This window comes from Bifidobacterium sp. ESL0763 (assembly GCF_029433395.1).
Lineage (GTDB): Bacteria > Actinomycetota > Actinomycetes > Actinomycetales > Bifidobacteriaceae > Bifidobacterium.
Genome location: NZ_JAQTHW010000002.1, coordinates 1,207,620 through 1,226,475 on the forward strand (window position 1 = coordinate 1,207,620; position 18,856 = coordinate 1,226,475).

An 18,856-nucleotide genomic window follows, 5' to 3' on the forward strand; every position below is an offset into this window, starting at 1 on the left:
ACGACACACACTAACCGCCGATTGAAAAAACGAACCCCGGAATTCCGCCGGTCTTTTTTTAATTCGCCACTTAGTGTGTGCCTACAATAGAGAGACGCATGAAATACCACTATCCTTCAGAGCTGCCGGTCAGCGCGGCACATGACCAGATCCAGCAGGCCGTACGAGACTCGCAGGTCGTCATCGTCTCCGGCCAGACCGGCTCCGGCAAGACCACCCAGATCCCCAAGATGCTTCTGGAGATGGGCCGCGGCACCCACGGCCACCAGATCGTGCACACCCAGCCACGCCGCCTGGCCGCACGTACCGTCGCCGAACGCATCTGCGAGGAGATGGGCGTGAGGCTCGGCGAGGAGATCGGCTACCAGGTGCGCTTCACCGATGAGAGCTCGCCCGCCACCCGTCTGCGCATCGTCACCGACGGCATCCTCCTGGCGCAGATCCAGCACGACCCGAAACTCACGCGCTACGACACCATCATCATCGACGAGGCCCACGAACGCAGCCTCAACATCGACTTCCTGCTCGGCTACCTCACCGCCCTGCTGCCCAAACGGCGCAACCTGAAGCTCATCATCACCTCCGCGACCATCGACTCGGTGAAGTTCAAGGAGCACTTCGAAGACGCGCTGCACACCAAGGTCCCCGTGATCGAGGTCTCCGGGCGCACCTACCCCGTGCAGGTGGTCTACGAGCCGCTGGGCGGCATGCCCGCGCTGATGCGCCACGTCCCCGGTTTCGCCGACGGCTCGCTGCCCGACGCCAACGGCGAGATCCCCGGAGCCGGCAACAGGGGACGCGGAGACCGAGCCGACAGCCAGGACATGGCCCGCGCCGTCGCCCGCGCCTGCGCCGAGCTGGCCATCCATTCCTCGCACGACCGCGGCCCGCGCGACATCCTGGTCTTCGCCTCCGGCGAGCGCGACATCCACGAGTACGAGGACGCCATCCGCCACCACTTCGGCCCCCGCGCCTCCGACATGCGCCGGCCCGACGCCCTGGAGATCGTGCCGCTCTACGCCCGGCTTTCCTCGAAGGAGCAGCACCGCGTCTTCGAACGCCACTCCCACCAGCGCATCGTCATCGCCACCAACGTGGCCGAGACCTCGCTGACGGTGCCCGGCATCCGCTATGTGGTCGACCCGGGCGAGGCCCGCATCTCGCGCTATTCCAAATCCGCCAAGGTGCAGCGCCTGCCCATCGAGGCGATCAGCCAGGCCAGCGCCGACCAGCGAAGCGGCCGTTGCGGGCGTATCGCCGACGGCATCGCCATCCGCCTCTACGCCAAGGATGACTACGAGTCCCGGCCCCGCTTCACCGAGCCGGAGATCCTGCGCACCTCGTTGGGCGCGGTGGTCTTGCACATGCTCTCGGTGGGCGTGGCGCGCACGGCCGACGACGTGACCCATTTCGGCTTCATCGACCCGCCCGACACCCGCTCGGTCTCCGACGGCTTCAACGAGTTGACCGAGCTCAAGGCCATCGCGCGCAAGCACGGCGAGGTGAGGCTCACCCACACGGGCCGCCAGCTCTCGCGCATCCCCATCGACATCCGCCTAGGCCGCATGATCCTCGAGGCCGCGCACTCCACCACGCCCAACACCCTGGCCGCCGTCATCGTCATCGTCGCCTTCCTGAGCCTGCAGGACCCGCGCGAGCGCCCCGACGAGATCCGCGCCGAAGCCGACCGCGTCCACAACCGCTACGCCGACCAGACCAGCGACTTTCTGACCGCCCTCAACATGTGGGACCAGATCTTCGGCCCCGACGAGGGACGCGACGGCAACCACACCGGCAACGCCAAGCTGCGCAAGGTCTGCAAGGCCGAATATTTCAGCTTCATCAGGCTGCGCCAATGGCGTGACCTCGTCCACCAACTCAACCAGATGTGCCGGCAGATGCGCTTCAAGGTAGGCACGCCCAAGCCGATCTCGCGCCCGGACCCCCAGATCATGGCGCTGCCAATCAACCAGCAGGCGGCGCACTCGCTCTGCCGCTCGTGGGACGCGCAGGGCATCCACACCTCGATGCTCGCCGGACTGCTGTCCATGATGGGCATGCAGGTGGTGCGCGAGCCCAAGGCCTCCGACTTCTCAAGGCTCAAGGGCGCGGCGAAGGCACGGGCGATGAAGCAGACCGCCAAACGCTCCAAGAACGAGTACCAGGGCGCGCGCGGCACACGCTTCGCCCTCTTCCCCGCCTCCGCGGTGGCCAAGTCGACCCCGCCGTGGGTGATGTCGACCGACCTCACGGAGACCTCGCGCCTCTGGGCGCGCTACTCCGCCGCCATCGATCCGGCGTGGGCCGAACCGCTGGCCGGCAGCCTCACCCGTGTCACCTACGCCGAGCCGCACTGGTCCGGCTCGCGCGGCAGCGCCGTCGCCAGCTCGAAGGTGCTGCTCTACGGCCTGCCGATCGTCAGCGACCGCCAGGTGCAGTGGGGGCGCATCAACCCCTTCGAGGCCCGCGACTTCCTCATCCGCCAGGGCCTGGTGGAAGGCGACATCGAGCAGCGCTTCTCCTACGATGATTTCGTCGAAGCCAATCGCGACATCCTCGAGGAGGCGGTGGACGACACCAACCGCACCCGCCAGGTCGCCGACACGGTGAGCGACGAGGACCTCTTCGATTTCTACAACGCCGTCATCCCTGCCGACGTCACCAGCGTGGCCGACCTGGGCAAGTGGGTCAGGTCCATCCACGCCAGCCAGCCGCATCTGCTCGATTTCGACCCGGAGAAGGTCGAACGCCTGCAGTCGCACGAGTCCGTGGACCTGAACGACTACCCCGACCAGTGGCACACGCTCGGCAGCGACGGCACCCCCATCGACCTGCGCCTGAGCTACGTCTACAACCCCGCCGACCCGGCTGACGGCGTGACGGTGCACGTGCCCATCAAGGTCCTCTCGCGTCTGACGCCGGAGCAGTTCACCTGGAATGTGCCGGGGCTTCTGGACGAGCTGATCCTGGGCTATATCAAGTCGCTGCCGAAGTCGCTGCGCGTCCAGTTCGTGCCCGCCCCCGACACGGCGCGCACCATCCGCGCCGCCATCGACGAGCGCTACCCCGACTTGCCCGGCAGCGGCGCCGAGAGCAAGCCGAACCCGCCCGCCGTCGACGAGGCGACCGGCACCGCGCGCTGGCCCGATTTCGCGCACGCCTTCACCTACGCCGCCATCACCAGCGTCAACGCCACCATCCATCCCGAGGACTTCAACGACGAGCAGCTGGGCAAGCTCTCCCCCTACCTGCGCGTCACGTTCAGCGTGGAGGAGCCGCTGCCCTCGGCCGGCAAGGGACGCCATGGGCACAAACGGGGCGGCAATGGCGAGCGCGCCGAACATGCCCGGAACAACGGCAACAATGGAAACACCGGGAGCGCAACCGGCACCGGCAAGCCGACCATCATCGACGACGCCTCGTTCCGCGCCCGTGGCCACGGCGGCACGCGCCGCTTCCGCGTGCTCGGCTGCGGCAAGTCGCTGGTCGAGCTGCAGCGCAGGTTCGCCCGCCAGGCGCAGGCCAGCGCCCGCAAGACCGTCCAACGGCAGGCCGGCAAGGCAAAATCACAAGGCAAAGTGGTCGCACAGGCCAACCTGCTGAACAAGGCCGGCGCCACCACCACCTCGCGCGCGCAGATGCTCTGGCAGGCCGCCTACGACAAGCTCAGACTGCCCGAGGACCGCATCTCCTCGCGCTGGCTGGGCGCCGAGGCGCTCATGCTCGCCAGCGCGCCCTATAAGTCCACCAAGCTCCTGGTGCGTGACCTCGAGCTCGCGGCGGTCAAGCGCCTGCTGCCCCGCATCGACACCCTGGCCGACGACACCGCGCTGGCCGAGGCGATCAGCGGTGTGCGCGAAACCTTCGAGGACACGGTCTACGCGGTGGCGCACGACGTCATCGCCATCCTCAAGCGCTACGCCGAGGTCGACGCGACGGTGGGCGGCAAGGCCGACCTGTCGATGCTGGCGGTGCTGCAATCGGTGCGCGAGCACATCGCCACGCTGGTGCGCCCCGGCTTCGTCGGCGACGCCCCGCCCGAGGCGCTGCCCAACATCGAACGCTACCTGCACGCCGACCTGTTGCGCCTGCAGAAGGCCAAGGCCGACAAGAACCGCGACGTGCGCTGGGCATGGGAGGCCGACGAGGCCAAGGACCTGGTCACCCGGGCGCGGGCCAAGCTCAAGGCCGAACCCGCCGGCCCCCGCCGCGAGGCCTTCGGCAAGCAGGTGGAGCGGGCGCGTTGGATGCTCGAGGAGTTCTACGTTTCGCTGTGGGCTCAGGAGCTGGGCACCAAGTCCCCCGCCAGCCTCAAGCGCATCCGCAAGGCCCTCTCCTAGCGGCGTATCGCACCATCGGCCACCTCGTCGCCGCCCGCGAACCGCCACCGGGAAACGTTCAGGTGCAGCCGCTAGCATGGGCTGCGTGGCACATCGTTCAAGATCCCGTTCCCGCCGTCGCGGCTCATGGCTCGCCTCCTGCAAGCGCAGGTGGCGCAGGGCCGGCGCGCCCGCCAAGGCCGGGATGGCGCTGGCTGGCATCGTTGCGGTGATCTGCGTGATGGCGCTGGTGATGGGCCTGGTGCGCGTGGTGCAGTGGCACGTCGAGGTCACGCAGGCGCAGCGTCGCCAGGAGCAGATGGTCCGGCAATACGATTTCGACCCGGGCGACATCATCTCCGACTCGCAGTTCTTCAACGCCGACGCCATGAGCCAGGCCGAGGTGCAGGCCTTCATCATCAGACACGGCCCGAACTGCACCTCGTCGAACTGTCTGCCCGTCAAGACCTTCGACACCGAGACCATGCCTGCCAACGAGCAGTGCCAGGCCTACCAGGGCGCCAAGGGCGAGCTCGCGAGCGCCATCATCTACAAGTCGGCGCAGGCCTGCGGCATCAGCGAGAAGGTGCTGCTCACGGTGATGCAGAAGGAGCAGCATCTGATCGGCACGGCCGACCCCGATCCCTTCCAATACAAGTCGGCGATGGGCCTGAGCTGCCCCGACGACGCCGATTGCGACCCGCAGTACGCCGGCTTCTTCCGCCAGGTCTACGGTTCGGCGAAACGCTTCAAGTACTACCAGGCGCACGAAGGCGACTACGGCTACCACGCCGGCACGCTCAACTACGTGCAGTACCATCCCAACAAGGGCTGCGGCGGCTCGCAGGTCTACATCCGCAACTCGGCGACGGCGCTGCTCTACGTCTACACGCCCTACCAGCCCAACACCGCCTCGCTGGCCGCCGGATTCGGCGAGGGCGACTCGTGCTCGAGCTACGGCAACCGCAACTTCGCGCTCATCTACGACAACTGGTTCGGCGACCCCCGCAAGTAGGCCAACAGCCCAAGCGAGCCCACGGCACGCACCCGTTTGCGCCATAAACGAGCCACTGAGACGAGCCCAGCGGCCCAAAAATGGCGTCATTTTCCAGTTGCGCCATAAACGGGCCGCTGAGTGACGCTCAGTGGCTTGTTTATAGCGCAATTCGTTTCGCTCACGCGGCTGGCCGCTGGCGGCCGGTGCGGCTAGAGCTTCGGCAGGTATTTCTCCAGCTCGAAGGGGGTGACCTGGCGGCGGTAGTCCTCCCACTCCTGGTGCTTGTTGCGTAGGAAGTACTCGAAGACGTGCTCGCCGAGCACATCGGCCACGAAGTCGGACTTCTCCATCACCTTCAGCGCGCTGTCGAGCGAGGTCGGCAGCGGCTGGATGCCCATCGCCCGGCGCTCGGTGTCGGTCAGCTCCCAGACCGCGTCGCTGGTGGGCTCGCCGAGGGTCATCTTCTGCTCGACGCCGTCCAGGCCCGCCGCAAGCAGCACCGCGAAGGCGAGGTAGGGGTTGGCCACCGGGTCGAGCGCGCGGAATTCCATGCGCGCCGAGTTGCCCTTGCCGGGCTTGTACTGCGGGATGCGCAGCAGGGCGGATCGGTTGTTGTGGCCCCAGCACACGTAGCTCGGGGCCTCGTTGCCGCCCCAGAGGCGCTTGTAGGAGTTGACGTACTGGTCGGTGATCGCGCAGATCTCGGCGGCGTGGTGCAGGATGCCGGCGGCGAACTGCCGGGCGATCAGCGACATGTTGAACTCCTGGCCGGCCTCGTAGAAGGCGTTCGAGTCGCCGTCGAAGAGGCTCAGGTGGGTGTGCATGCCGCTGCCCGGCTCCTCGGTCAGCGGCTTGGGCATGAAGCTGGCCTGGATGCCGCGTTCCAGCGAGATCTCCTTGATGACGGTGCGGAAGGTCATGATGTTGTCGGCGGCGGCCATCGCGTCGGCGTAGCGCAGGTCGATCTCGTTCTGGCCCGGGCCGGCCTCGTGGTGCGAATACTCCACCGAGATGCCCATCTGCTCGAGCATGTTGACCGCGGAACGGCGGAAGTCCATGCCGGGGCTGCGCGGCACCTGGTCGAAGTACGAGCCGTGGTCGACGGGCGTGGGCGGCACGCCCCAGTCCTCCTGCTGCTCGAAGAGGTAGAACTCGATCTCGGGGTGCACGTAGAAGGTGAAGCCCTTGGCCTTGGCCTTCTCGAGCTCCTGCTTCAACACGTGACGCGGGTCGCCCAGCGAGGGCTCGCCGTCGGGGGTGTAGATGTTGCAGAACATGCGCGCGGTGCCTTGCGGGCCGCCCCTCCACGGCAGGATCTGGAAGGTGGAGGGATCGGGGCGCACGATCATGTCGTCCTCGGAGACGCGCGTCATGCCCTCGATGGCCGAGCCGTCGAAGCCGAGCCCCTCCTCGAAGGCGTCCTCGAGTTCGGCGGGCGCGATGGCCACGGACTTCAGTGTCCCCAGCACGTCGGTGAACCACAAACGAATAAATCGCACATCGCGTTCCTCGACGGTACGCAAGGCGAATTCTTGCTGTTTATCCATGATTCCATGGTCTCACGGGCTTATTACGGCCCAGTTAAGATTCCAAGACCGGCCGCCGCGATTTCGCGATTGGCACCATGACGTTGCCGCACCGTTGTGCCGTTGCGCCGTCGTCGCCATGCCATCGGCCGGCCTCGCAATCACTTGGCCACGTCCAACGCCTGCTGAAGGGTGAAGGCCCCGGCGTAGAGCGACTTGCCGATGATCGCGGCGTCGACCCCGACGCCCTCCAGCTGCCGGATGGCCCGCAGGTCGTCGAGGCTCGAGATGCCGCCCGAGGCGGTGACGTGGGCGTCGGTGCGCTCGGCCACCTCGCGCAGCAGGGTCAGGTTCGCGCCGGTCATCATGCCGTCTCGGGCCACGTCGGTGACCACGTAGCGCGAGCAGCCGGCGCGGTCGAGCATGGCCATCGTCTCGAAGAGGTCGCCGCCGTCCCGGGTCCAGCCGCGCGCCGAAAGCGTGTGCCCCTTGACGTCGAGCCCCACGGCCACACGCTCTCCATACTTTTGGATGACCGAGACCGTCCAGTCCGGGTCCTCCAGGGCGGCGGTGCCGATGTTGACGCGCGCGGCGCCGGCCTCAAGGGCCGCCTCGAGGCTGGCGTCGTCGCGCACCCCGCCGCTCATCTCGATGTGGACCTTGCCTCCCAGCTCATGGGCGATTTGGCCCAGCTGCTCGCGGTTGCTGCCGGTGCCGAACGCGGCGTCGAGATCGACCAGGTGGATCCATTGCGCCCCGGCGTCCGCCCAGGTGCGCGCCGCCTCGAGCGGGCTGCCGTAATCGGCCTCCGAGCCGGACTTGCCCTGGCGCAGGCGCACGGCCTTGCCGTCCCTGACGTCGACGGCGGGTAGCAGTGTGAGCATCTCTCCTCTTTTCTCTCGCTTCTCGGGAAGGTTATTTCGATTTCGTTGCAAGTTTCGGCATCGGCGCTTGATGAGCCGGCCTGTGGCGAAGGTTTGTCGCCACCACCTTGCGATGCCACATCCACACGACCCGGGGCCTCAGAGCATGGCGGCCCAGTTGCGCAGGAGCGCGGAGCCAGCCTCGCCGGATTTCTCGGGGTGGAACTGCGTGGCGCACAGCGGGCCGCGCTCGTAGGCGGCGACGAAATGGCTGCGCCCGTAGTCGCACCAGGTCACCTTCTGGCCGAAGCCGCGGTCGATCGCCGACGGACCACGAAGCGGTGCGGCCTGATCAGTTTGTGGTCCGGTTTCGTCATGACCTGCGTTTCCGTTTTCGTTTCCGTTTTCGCGGGCGCCGGGAATCGCGGCCGAAGCCGAGGCGTAGGAGTGCACGAAATAGAACCGCTCGTCGCCCAGCCCTTGCAGCAGGGCGGAGTCATCGGGCGCCTCGACGGTGTCCCATCCCATATGCGGCACCACGTCGGCGTCGATCAGGTCCACGCTGCCGTCGATGACACCGAGCCCGGGCGTGCTTTCGCCGTTCTCGCTGCCGCGCGCGAACATGATCTGCAGGCCGACGCACACGCCGAGCACCGGCCGTCCCGCGGCGAGGCGGCTCAGGATCACCCCGTCTCCCCCGGCCCCGCGCAGCCCGCGCATGCAGGCGGCGAACGCGCCGACGCCGGGCACCACCAGTCCATCGGCCTCGACCGCAAGCTGCCGGTCGGCGGTGAGGGTGGCGTCCAGGCCAATGTGGGCGAGCGCGCGCATCATCGAGCGCACGTTGCCGAAGCCATAATCGAATACGACGACCCGTGCCATCGCCACCTCCCCGTCACGAATGGATGTTTGTCCTCATCCTACGTGCGCGTTCGTGGCGGAGGCGGCCATGGCTCATATCCCGGGACGGGTCGCCCGGATATGGAAAGGACGGCAGCCTTGAGACGAACTGCCGTCCTTCGAGAAACGAATGCGACCGACCGATTCCCGGCCGCCCACAGACCTATTGGATCTGCGGGCCGCGCCGGCCGAAGCGGACGTGCTCGGAGATGATCCTGATGGCCTTCTTGCGGTCGAGCCCGCCGGTGTCGACGATATGCTTGCCCTGCCCGGCGAGCGCGGCCTTGTCGGCGATGCCGAGCATGAGGTCCTCGACGAAGGCGGGGGTGGCGGTGAAGAGAATGGGCGGCGAGAAATGCTGGCCGGGCTCGCCGCCGATGTAGAGGGTGGCCTCGAGCTTGTCGGCGCGATTGACGGCAAGCACCACGGGCATGCCGCCGACCACGCGGGTGATGTCCTTGGCCGCGGCCTCGGGCGCGTCGCCGTCGAGGTTGCGCAGCACGGCCACCGCGCCGCTTTCGTCGGCCAGGCAGTCAGCCGAGATGTCGGCGATCTGGCAGAAGGCGGCGAGCAGGTCAGCCGAGGCCAGCCGGGTGATGAGCACCGCGACCTTGGCCCGGTTGCCCAAGAGCCCCTGCAGCTCCTCGTCGAAGTTCAGCGTCTCCTCGGCGGCTCCCGCCACGCTTTGCGCGTCACCGTCAGAAGCGTTATCCGCATGCCCGTCGCCGGAAGCGGAACTGTCATCGCCGTCGTCTCCATCGGCCATCGCGGCTTCGTCGCGCTTTTCGTCGGCGAACTCCTTCTCGAAGCCCTCCATGGCCTTCTCGAGGTCGGCGTCGCTGAAATGCAGTCCGTCTCCGGAGTCACCGTCGGGCTCTTCCCCGTCACGGCCCTGCTGGTCGTCCCTGCCTTGCGCCATCACAGCGCTCCCTTCGTGCTGGGAATGATGCCGGCGATGCGCGGGTCGGGCTCCACGGCGGCACGCAGCGCGCTGGCCAGGGCCTTGAACTCGGCTTCGGCGATATGGTGCGGGTCGCGGCCGGCGATCACCTGCAGGTGCAGGCACAGCTCGGCGTGGAAGGCGATGGATTCCATGACGTGGCGCACCAGCGAGCCGGTGAAGTGCCCTCCGATCATGGCGTATTCGAAGCCGGCGGGCTCTCCGCCGCACACCGCGTAGGGGCGTCCGGAGATGTCGACCACGGCGCGGGCCAGGGCCTCGTCCAGCGGCACGGTGGCGTCGCCGAACCGGCGGATACCGCGCTTGTCACCCAGGGCCTGTTTCAGGGCCTCGCCGAAGACGATGGCCGTGTCCTCGACGGTGTGGTGCACGTCGATGTCGGTGTCGCCGCGCGCCCTGATCTTGAGGTCGATCAACGAATGCTTGCCGAGCGCGTTCATCATGTGGTCATAGAAGGGCACCGAGGTGTCGATGTCGGTCTTGCCGGTGCCATCGAGGTCGAGGCTCAGCTCGACCTTGGATTCGCTGGTCTCGCGTACGATCGTCGCCGTTCTCGCCATGGCCTCTCCTTGCCGTCAGTATCCGTTGTTCATCATTCCGTATGGTTTCGGATTCGTTATTCCAGTCTAGCCAGCACTTCGGTCAACGCCTCGCGGAAACGGGCCATCTCCCCGTCGGTGCCCATGCACACGCGCAGCCAGCCGTCGGGGCCGACCACGCGGATCAGCACACCGCGTTTCAGCAGTTCGTCGAAAATGCGGTCCCGGTCTTCGAAGGAACCGCCGAAGAGCACGAAGTTGGACTGCGAATCCGCCACCTGAAGCGGCTCGCCACGCCAAGTCTGCGTTTTCAGCCACGCGGCGGTGGCCTCGCGGGTCTGGCGAAGATGTTCGACCTGGCTCAGCTGCTCGTCGGTGTGCTTCAACGCCGCGAGCGCCGTGGCCTGGGCGACGGCGGAAAGGTGATAGGGCATGCGTACGATGCGCACGCAGTCGATGATGCCCAGTGCGGCGGCGAGATAGCCCACGCGAGCACCGGCGAACGCGAAGGCCTTGCTCATGGTGCGGCTCACCGCGAGGTTCGGGTAACTCGCAAGCAGTTCAAGCGCCGTCGGCGTGCCGGGAGTACGGAACTCGATATAGGCCTCATCCACTACGACTACAGGGTGCACACCTGGTGCTGCACCGTCCACCTTGGCGTTCTGTGCGGCTTTGAGCACCGCTTCAAGCTGGTCGCTCGGCAGGATGGTGCCGGTCGGGTTGTTCGGGCTGGTCAGCAGGATGATCGACGGCTGCTCGCGTTCCATCGCCGCAAGCAAAGCCTCAAGATTGAGCGAGAAATCGGGGTTGCGACCAACCGTGACCCAACGCGTGAACGTGTCGCGCGCATATTCGGGATACATCGAATAGGTGGGGTCCGCGCCCAGCGCCTTACGCCCCGGCCCACCGAACGCCTGGAAGAGCTGGAGCATGATCTCGTTGCTGCCGTTGGCGCCCCACAGCTGCTCGACGCCGAGTTTCACGCCGGACTCGCGTTCGAGATAGTTCGAAAAAGCCTTGCGCAACGCGGTATGCTCGCGGTCGGGGTAACGGTTGAGGCTCGGGGCGATCGCACGGACATCCTCGGCGATCTCGTCGACCACGGCCTGCGCGGGCTGGTACGGGTTTTCATTGACGTTGAGGCACACCGGCACGTCGAGCTGCGGCGCGCCATACGGCACCTCGCCGATCAGGTCGTTGCGCAGCGGCAGGTTGGCGGGAATCGTATCGGTCATCTCAACCTTCTCTCATCTTGCATATGGAAAAGCGTTCATCAAGGCGGTCCCGATGAACGCTTTTTGCTTATCCGGCGGCGGCTACTTGCGCAGGCCGGCCTTGCGTTCCTGGTCCTTCAACGTGGCCTTGTCGTACGGGTCGTCGACGAAACGGCTCAGCACGCACTCGCCGTGGGCCGGCAGATCTTCGGAGACGGCGAAGGCGTTGATCAGCGACGCCAAGGGCTTGAGACCCTGCTCGTCGTATTCGATGACCTCGACCGGCTTCATGAAGGTATGCACGCCGAGACCGCAGGCGAAGCGGGCAGTGCCGCCGGTGGGCAGCACGTGGTTAGAGCCGGACATATAGTCGCCCAGCGGGACCGGCGAATACGGACCGCGGAAGATGGCGCCGGCGTTCTTGATGCGCGGCACGACCTCGTCGGGGTTCTCGGTCTGGATCTCCAAGTGTTCTGCGGCGTAGGCGTTGGCGGCATCCACCGACTGGTCCAAACCATCGGTGAGGATGATGCCGGACTGCCGGCCGGTCAGCGACGTGGCGACACGTTCGTGCGACATGGTGCGCGGCACGCGGTAATCGAGACTGTCCTGCGTCTTCTTGGCGAGCTCCTCGCTGTCGGTGATCAGCACGGAACCGGCCAGCTCGTCGTGCTCGGCCTGGCCAATCAGGTCGGCGGCCACCCAGCTCGGGTTGGCGGTCTTATCCGCGAGAATCGCGATTTCGGTGGGACCTGCGACCGCGTCGATGCCGACGATGCCGGAAACCATGGATTTGGCTGTGGCCACGAAAATGTTGCCGGGGCCGGTGATCTTGTCGACCGGTTCACAGAGCACTTCGCCGTCTTGCGGCTCGGAACCGTTGGCGCCATAAGCGAACATGGCAACGGCTTGTGCCCCGCCGACCGCGTAGACCTCGTCGACGCCGAGAATGGCGCAGGTGGCGAGAATGGTCTTGTTCGGCAGGCCGTCGTTGTCGGCTGCCGGAGGAGTGGCGATGGCGAGCGACGAGACGCCCGCGACCTGGGCTGGCACGGCGTTCATGATCACGGAAGTGGGATAGACCGCCTTGCCGCCGGGCACATAGAGGCCCACACGCTCGACCGGGATCCAGCGTTCGGCGACACGTGCGCCCTCGGCCAGATCGGTATAAAAGTCTTTCGGCACCTGCGAGGCGCAGACCTTGCGGATGCGGCGCACCGATTCCTCGATGGCGGCGCGGACCTCCGGGTCCAGCTCTTCGAGCGCGCTCTGCATCGCCTCGGCGGGCACGCGCAGATGGTGCGGGCGAATATGATCGAACTTCTCCTCGAAATCACGCAAGGCCGCAGCTCCACGGGCCTTGACATCATCGAGAATAGGGCGCACGGCGCCGCTGGCCTCGCTCGTGCCCATTTCGGCACGGGGCATGGCCGCAAGCATCTGCGCGCGGGTGAGGCGCTTCCCGCGCAGGTCTATGGTTCGCATCATTGGTTCGCTCATAGCATCCCATGCTATCCGCGATCGGCTATCACGCCATACGAACGGCCCACATGCTGAGACCGACGGGTGGGAGCCGAAACCGAGTGCCCCTCCCCTAGGCGGCGGGCAGGCAGCTGGGTCCGAACAGCGTCTTGATCTCGCCGAACAGCGAGGCGTCGCGCTTGACGCGGAACCGGTCGCCGAAGGTGAGCACCTGCGCGTTGCCCTTCTCGTCCATGATGGCCAGGCGCACCTCGCAGTAGCCGGGGTGGCCGGTGAGCACGCGCCCCAGGCGCATCACATGCGGCCGGTCGAGCGCGACCCGCGGCAGGGTGATGACCAGCGGCCGCTCGTCCTGCGCCTCGAGGGTGGGCACGACCATGTCGTTGGCGCGCATGCTCACCGTCTCGTCGCGCCGTTCGACCTGCCCGCGGATCTGCACCACCTCGTCGATGGCCATCTGCTCGGCGCAGCGGGTGTAGGCCTTGCCGAAGAAGAGGCACTGGATCGAGCTCTCCATGTCCTCGATGGTGACGATGGCCCAGGGGTTGCCGCGCTTGGAGACCCTGCGGTCCACGCCGGTGATGAGCCCGGCGATGGTGACCTGCGCGCGCTCGTCGATGTTCGCGGCGCTGTTGATCAGGTGCGCGATCGACATGTCGCGCAGGCCCGAAAGCACGGCGGTCATGCCCGAGAGCGGATGGTCGGAGACGTAGAGCCCCAGCATCTCGCGTTCGAAGTTGAGGCGGGTCTTCTTGTCCCAGTCCTCGATGTCGGGCACGTTGACCTGCGCGTCGCCCATGCCGTCGTCGCCCTGCCCGTCGTCCTCGTCGCCGCCAAGGTCGCTGAAGAGGTCGAACTGGCCCTCGGCCTGCTTGCGCTTGAGGCTGATCACCGAGTCGATGGCGGTCTCGTGGATCTGGAAGAGGGCGCGGCGGTTGGGGTCGATCGAGTCGAAGGCGCCGGCCTTGACCAGCGATTCCACCGTGCGCTTGTTCAGGGAGTCCAGCGGCACGCGGCGGATGAAGTCCATGAAGCTGACGTAGCGGCCGCGCCCGCTCTCGCGCTCGTCGATGATGCCCTGCACCGCCTTGTCGCCCACGTTGCGGATGGCGCCGAGGCCGAATCGGATGATGTCGCCGACAGGGGCGTACTCGAGCCGCGACTCGTTGACGTCCGGCGGCAGCACCTTGATGCCCATGCGCCGCGCCTCGCCGAGGTAGAGGGCGGTCTTGTCCTTGTTGCTGCGCTCGTTCTGCAGCAGCGCCGCCATGAACTCGACCGGATAGTGGGTCTTCAGGTAGGCGGTCCAGTAGGAGATCATGCCGTAGGCGGCGGAATGGGCCTTGTTGAACGCGTAGCCGGAGAACGGCACAAGGATGTCCCAGACGTCCTGCGCGGCCTTCTTGGAGTAACCGTGCTCCTTCATGCCCTCGAAGAACGGCCCCTGCTCGTGGGCCAGCACCTCGGGCTTCTTCTTGCCCATCGCTCGGCGCAGCACGTCGGCTCGGCCCAGCGAGTAGCCCGCCAGGATTCGCGCGGCCGACTGCACCTGCTCCTGGTAGACGATCAGGCCGTAGGTCTCGTCGAGCACGGGAGCCAGCGCCTCGGCCACCTCGTCGTTGATCGGGGTGATCTCCTGCAGGCCGTTCTTGCGCTTGGCGTAGTTGTTGTGCGAGTCCATATCCATCGGGCCCGGACGGTAGAGCGCGATCAATGCCGAAATATCGTTGAAGTTATCGGGCTTGAGGCTCTTGAGCAGGGCGCGCATGCCGTCGCCATCGAGCTGGAAGACGCCGAGGGTGTCGCCCCGGGTCAGCAGCTCGTAGGTCGCCTTGTCGTCCAGCGGGATCTTGGTGTATTCGATCGGCTCCTTGCCGTTGATCTCGATGTTCTTGAGGGTGTCGCGGATGACCGTGAGGTTGGAGAGGCCGAGGAAGTCGTTCTTGACCAGCCCCAGCGTCTCGCAGGTATGGTATTCGAAGGTCGTGGTCACCGTGCCGTCGGTGCGTTCCAAGAGCGGCGAGGTGTCGGTGATCGGCGTGGCCGACATGATGGTGGCGCAGGCGTGCACGCCGGTCTGGCGGATCAGGCCCTCGATGCCCTTGGCCTCGTCGGTGATGCGCTTGGCGTCGGGGTCGGAGTCGTAGAGCTCGCGGAACTCGCGCGCCTCGGCGTAGCGCTTGCTGGTCGGGTCGAACATGTCCTTGAGGCTGGCGTCCTTGCCGTTCTTGCTCGGCGGCAGCGCCTTGGTGATCCGGTCGCCCACCGCGAACTCGTAGCCCATGATGCGAGCCGAGTCCTTGAGGGCCTGCTTGGTCTTGATGGTGCCGTAGATGACGCACTGGGCCACCTTGTCGTGGCCGTACTTGTCGCCGACGTAGTCGAGCACCCGCTGGCGGCCCTCGGGGTCGAAGTCGATGTCGATATCGGGCAGCGAGACGCGTTCGGGGTTGAGGAACCGCTCGAAGATCAGGCCGTGCTTCAAAGGGTCGAGCTCGGTGATGCCCATCGCGTAGGCCACCATGGAGCCTGCCGCCGAGCCACGGCCCGGGCCCACCATCACGCCGTGCTCCTTGGCCCAGTTGATGTAGTCGGAGACGACGAGGAAGTAGCCGCAGAACTGCATCTGGCAGATCACGCCGCACTCGTAGTCGGCCTGCCGGCGCACGTCGGCGGGCACGTGGCCCTCGTAGCGCTTCTCGAGGCCCTCCTGCACGTCGTGCAGGAACAGCGAGGTCTCGTCCCAGCCTTCGGGGCAGTCGAAGTTGGGCATGAAGGCGCCGTCCTCGTGGTCGTCGAACATCACGTTGCAGCGTTCGGCCACCTCGAGGGTGTTGTCGCAGGCCTCGGGCAGATCCTTGAAGAGCTCGCGCATCTGCTCGGCGGACTTGATGTAGTAGCCGGAGCCGTCGAACTTGAAGCGGTTCGGGTCGTCCAGGTGGGAGCCGGAGTTGATGCAGAGCATCGCGTCCTGCGAGCCGCGGTCCTCCTCGTGGACGTAGTGTGAGTCGTTGGTGGCGATGATGGGGGCGCCGAGGTCCTTGGCGATCTTGAGCAGGTCAGTGGCCACGCGCTTCTCGATCTCGAGGTTGTGGTCCATCACCTCGACGTAGAAATTGTCGCGCCCGAAGATGTCCTGCAGCTGGTGGGCGGCGCGCAGGGCCTCCTGGTACTGGCCCAGGCGCAGACGGGTCTGGACGATGCCGGAGGGGCAGCCGGTGGTGCCGATGACGCCCTTGTGGTAGGTCTCGAGCACGTCGTAGTCCATGCGCGGCCACTTGCCCACGCGGCCTTCGAGGTTGGCCACCGACGAGGCCTTCATCAGGTTGACCAGGCCCTCGTCGTTCTCGGCCCAGAGCGTCATATGGGTGATGAAGCCGCCGCCGGAGACGTCGTCGCTGCGCTGCGCCTCGGTGCCCCAGCGCACGCGGGTCTTGTCGGTGCGGGAGGTCTCGGGGGTGACGTAGGCCTCGATGCCGATGATCGGCTTGATGCCGGCACCAACCGCGGTGCTCCACATCTCGTAGGCGCCGTGCATGTTGCCATGGTCGGTGATGCCGACGGCGGGCATGTCCAGTTCCTTGGCGCGGGCGACCAGATCGGGAATCTTGGAGGCGCCGTCCAGCAGCGAATAGTGCGTGTGGTTATGCAGTTGCACGAAATTTCCCGATTGAGCCATAGCCCTTACGATAGCGATTGAAGCCGACGACAACGGCCCGCCGCAGCGGCGTCATCCAAAGACGAACAAGGCTCCCCGGCACGGCGTACAGGAACCGTGCCGGGGAGCCGGGACCGGCTGCCGGATGGAGGGGGAACTCTCCGGCCGGCCGCCGATGTGGGCGACATCTCAAGGACTGATTGAAGAGACGCCGCCACGCCACCCGTGACTCATGAGGACATCACAGGAAGCAGATCTTGAGCAGCCCGATGCCCAGGGTCGCGCCGATGATCGGGGCGACCACCGGGATCCAGGCATCGCCCCAGCGGGAAGAACCCTTGTGGGGGATGGGGAGGATCTGGTGGAGCAGACGGGGCATGAGGTCACGGGCGGGGTTCAGCGCGGCGCCGGTCGGACCGCCCATGGAGGTGACCATGGCGGTGATGATCAGGCCGAGCACGATGGCCGCGGTGGCGGGGTACTTCTGGCCCCAGGGCAGCTTCAGGCAGGCCACGGAGGAGAAGGCCATGACGGCGGTGGCGATAAGCTCGGTGAAGAAGTAGTTGACCTTGCTGCCGGTCGCGTCGAAGGTGCTGAAGCTGCCGAAGATCAGGTCGGGGTCGGTCTCCAGGTTGTAGTGCGGCAGGTACATCAGGTAGACGATGAGCTGGCCGACGAGGGCGCCGAGCAGCTGGGCGATGATGTAGGGCAGCACTTCGGACCACGGGAAGATGCCGCTGATCGCCTGGCCAATGGACATCGCGGGGTTGATCTGCGCGCCCGAGACGGAGCCGAACATCAGCACCGGGACCATCACGCCCAGGCCGTATCCGAGGGCGATGTTGATCCAGCCGGACTCATGCCCCTTGCATTCCTTCAGATTCGTGTTGGCCACCGAGCCATTGCCCAGGATCAGCAGGATCATCGTGCCGAGGAACTCCGCGGCCAGTTTTTGGAAAAGTGTGAATTCCATGTCTTCTCTTTCTTCGTTCCGCCCGGGTCGCCCCGGGGCGGGAAGGTGTTTGCGGTATTCGGCCCGAACCACATCATTCGGGCCCGGCATGCGCGCGCTCCGCATCCTTCATCGATGCGGGCCTCGCGTGCCCTGTGGCGGACGGGGAAATCGGTCTCCTCTCCAGTCTGTCCCGTCCGATGTCCGTTGTCGATCGGATCGGTTGGATCAGTCGGCCAGGTCGACGGCCTCTTGGGCCACCGAGACGAATGCCTTGGGGTCGTGCGCGAACCGGCCGAGGAAGAGTCCGTCGGCCGAGGGCCAGATCTGCGAGAGCAGCCCCGGGCCCGCCGATCCGCCGTAGAGGACGTTGGCGTCCCTATAGCCGGATATGGCCTGTTTGAGCAGCTCGCAGACGGTCATGACGTAGTCGGTGGGGGCGGGCTGCTTGGCGCCGATGGCCCAGCGGGGCTCGTAGGCGACCCACAGCGGCGACCCCTCGTCGTCGCCGACCACCGAGCGTATCTCGCGCACGCAGTAGGCGGCGGCCTCCTTGGGGTCCATCACCTCGTCCTCGCCCACACACAGCAACGGGGTCAGGCCATTGCGCCAGGCGGCGGCGACCTTGCGGGCCACCAGCCCGTCATCCTCGTGGTAGAGCGTCCTGCGTTCGATGTGCCCAATCTCGGCGACGCTTCCGCCCAGTTCGGCGACGTCGCTGGGCGAGACCTCGCCGGTGAACGCCCCGCGGTCCTGGTCGCAGATGTCCTGCGCACCCACCCGGACGTGGGCGGGGAGGAGGATCCTCGCCGCGTCGGCAAGCGTCAGGAAATCGGGCAGGACCGCCATGGTCAGCGAGCGGTTCGCAAGCCCCGTGGGCTCCAGAAGCTTCACCAGATCCTGGCAATAATCGATGGTCCGCTTGCGCGTGAAGTACATCTTCAGGCTCAGGGCAACGACTACCATGTCAACCTTCTTCCCATGCGGCCGGCGGCCTACTTCTGTTCCTTCTCGTATTCGCTGATGCGCGCGATCTTCGGCGCGCTGCGCGAATTCGGGTCGAAGGTCGCGCCCAGATAGGCCTTCATGAACTCCTTGGCGCTCTCCGGGCCGACGACCTGCGCGCCCATGGCCAGCAGGTTGGCGTTGTTGCTCAGCGTGGCGCGCTCCGCCTGATAGATGTCCGCCACACAGGCGCAGCAGGCTCCGGGGACCTTGTTGGCGGCGATGGAGACGCCGAGGCCGGTGCCGCACAGCAGGATGCCGCGGTCCTCCTCGCCCTTCACCACGGACTCCGCCACGGCGATGGCGACGTTGGCGTAGATCGGGTCGTCGGAGGGGAAGTCGACCACCTCATGGCCGAGGTTCCTGGCCTCGTCCATCAGTACCTTCTTCAGGTCCTTGGCATTGGGATCGCAACCGAAAGCGATTTTCATATTGGATAC

The 18,856-nt window shown here is 66.4% G+C and carries 13 protein-coding genes; 2 read left to right on the plus strand and 11 right to left on the minus strand.

Features of this window, described 5'->3' with window-relative positions:
* Positions 1-98 precede the first annotated feature (98 nt).
* Positions 99-4,340, plus strand: coding sequence for an ATP-dependent RNA helicase HrpA (gene hrpA / locus PT282_RS05765; protein ID WP_277168583.1), 4,242 nt, complete (start codon positions 99-101; stop codon positions 4,338-4,340).
* A gap of 76 nt (positions 4,341-4,416) precedes the next feature.
* Positions 4,417-5,334, plus strand: coding sequence for a hemagglutinin (locus PT282_RS05770; RefSeq protein ID WP_277168584.1), 918 nt, complete (start codon positions 4,417-4,419; stop codon positions 5,332-5,334).
* 191 nt (positions 5,335-5,525) lie between these two features.
* On the opposite strand, the gene glnA is transcribed toward PT282_RS05770, so the two are convergent.
* The 11 genes from glnA to PT282_RS05825 form a co-directional block, all read right to left on the minus strand.
* A complete protein-coding gene (gene glnA, locus PT282_RS05775) occupies positions 5,526-6,863 on the minus strand; it encodes a type I glutamate--ammonia ligase (protein WP_277168585.1) in 1,338 nt (445 codons plus the stop codon).
* A gap of 140 nt (positions 6,864-7,003) precedes the next feature.
* Positions 7,004-7,726, minus strand: a complete 723-nt coding sequence (gene priA / locus PT282_RS05780; RefSeq protein ID WP_277168586.1) for a bifunctional 1-(5-phosphoribosyl)-5-((5-phosphoribosylamino)methylideneamino)imidazole-4-carboxamide isomerase/phosphoribosylanthranilate isomerase PriA — start codon at positions 7,724-7,726, stop codon at positions 7,004-7,006.
* 138 nt (positions 7,727-7,864) lie between these two features.
* The gene (gene hisH / locus PT282_RS05785; RefSeq protein WP_277168587.1) at positions 7,865-8,587 is read right to left on the minus strand and encodes an imidazole glycerol phosphate synthase subunit HisH; all 723 of its coding nucleotides are present in this window, start codon (positions 8,585-8,587) and stop codon (positions 7,865-7,867) included.
* Positions 8,588-8,768: 181 nt separating this feature from the next.
* Complete coding sequence (locus tag PT282_RS05790) at positions 8,769-9,524, minus strand: hypothetical protein (RefSeq protein ID WP_277168588.1); 756 nt, start codon at positions 9,522-9,524, stop codon at positions 8,769-8,771.
* The gene (gene hisB, locus PT282_RS05795) at positions 9,524-10,126 is read right to left on the minus strand and encodes an imidazoleglycerol-phosphate dehydratase HisB (protein WP_277168589.1); all 603 of its coding nucleotides are present in this window, start codon (positions 10,124-10,126) and stop codon (positions 9,524-9,526) included. Before hisB ends, PT282_RS05790 begins: the two co-directional genes overlap by 1 nt.
* Before the next feature lie 56 nt (positions 10,127-10,182).
* Complete coding sequence (locus tag PT282_RS05800; RefSeq protein WP_277168590.1) at positions 10,183-11,340, minus strand: histidinol-phosphate transaminase; 1,158 nt, start codon at positions 11,338-11,340, stop codon at positions 10,183-10,185.
* A gap of 81 nt (positions 11,341-11,421) precedes the next feature.
* Positions 11,422-12,819 carry a histidinol dehydrogenase gene (gene hisD, locus PT282_RS05805; RefSeq protein ID WP_277168591.1) on the minus strand — a complete coding sequence of 466 codons (1,398 nt, stop codon included), beginning with the start codon at positions 12,817-12,819 and terminating at the stop codon, positions 11,422-11,424.
* Positions 12,820-12,913: 94 nt separating this feature from the next.
* Positions 12,914-16,480, minus strand: a complete 3,567-nt coding sequence (gene dnaE / locus PT282_RS05810; protein WP_277168592.1) for a DNA polymerase III subunit alpha — start codon at positions 16,478-16,480, stop codon at positions 12,914-12,916.
* 220 nt (positions 16,481-16,700) lie between these two features.
* A complete protein-coding gene (locus tag PT282_RS05815; protein WP_277168593.1) occupies positions 16,701-17,432 on the minus strand; it encodes an MIP/aquaporin family protein in 732 nt (243 codons plus the stop codon).
* 207 nt (positions 17,433-17,639) lie between these two features.
* Positions 17,640-18,377, minus strand: coding sequence for a triose-phosphate isomerase family protein (locus PT282_RS05820; RefSeq protein ID WP_277168594.1), 738 nt, complete (start codon positions 18,375-18,377; stop codon positions 17,640-17,642).
* 29 nt (positions 18,378-18,406) lie between these two features.
* Complete coding sequence (locus PT282_RS05825; RefSeq protein ID WP_277168595.1) at positions 18,407-18,847, minus strand: RpiB/LacA/LacB family sugar-phosphate isomerase; 441 nt, start codon at positions 18,845-18,847, stop codon at positions 18,407-18,409.
* Between the last annotated feature and the right edge of the window lie 9 nt (positions 18,848-18,856).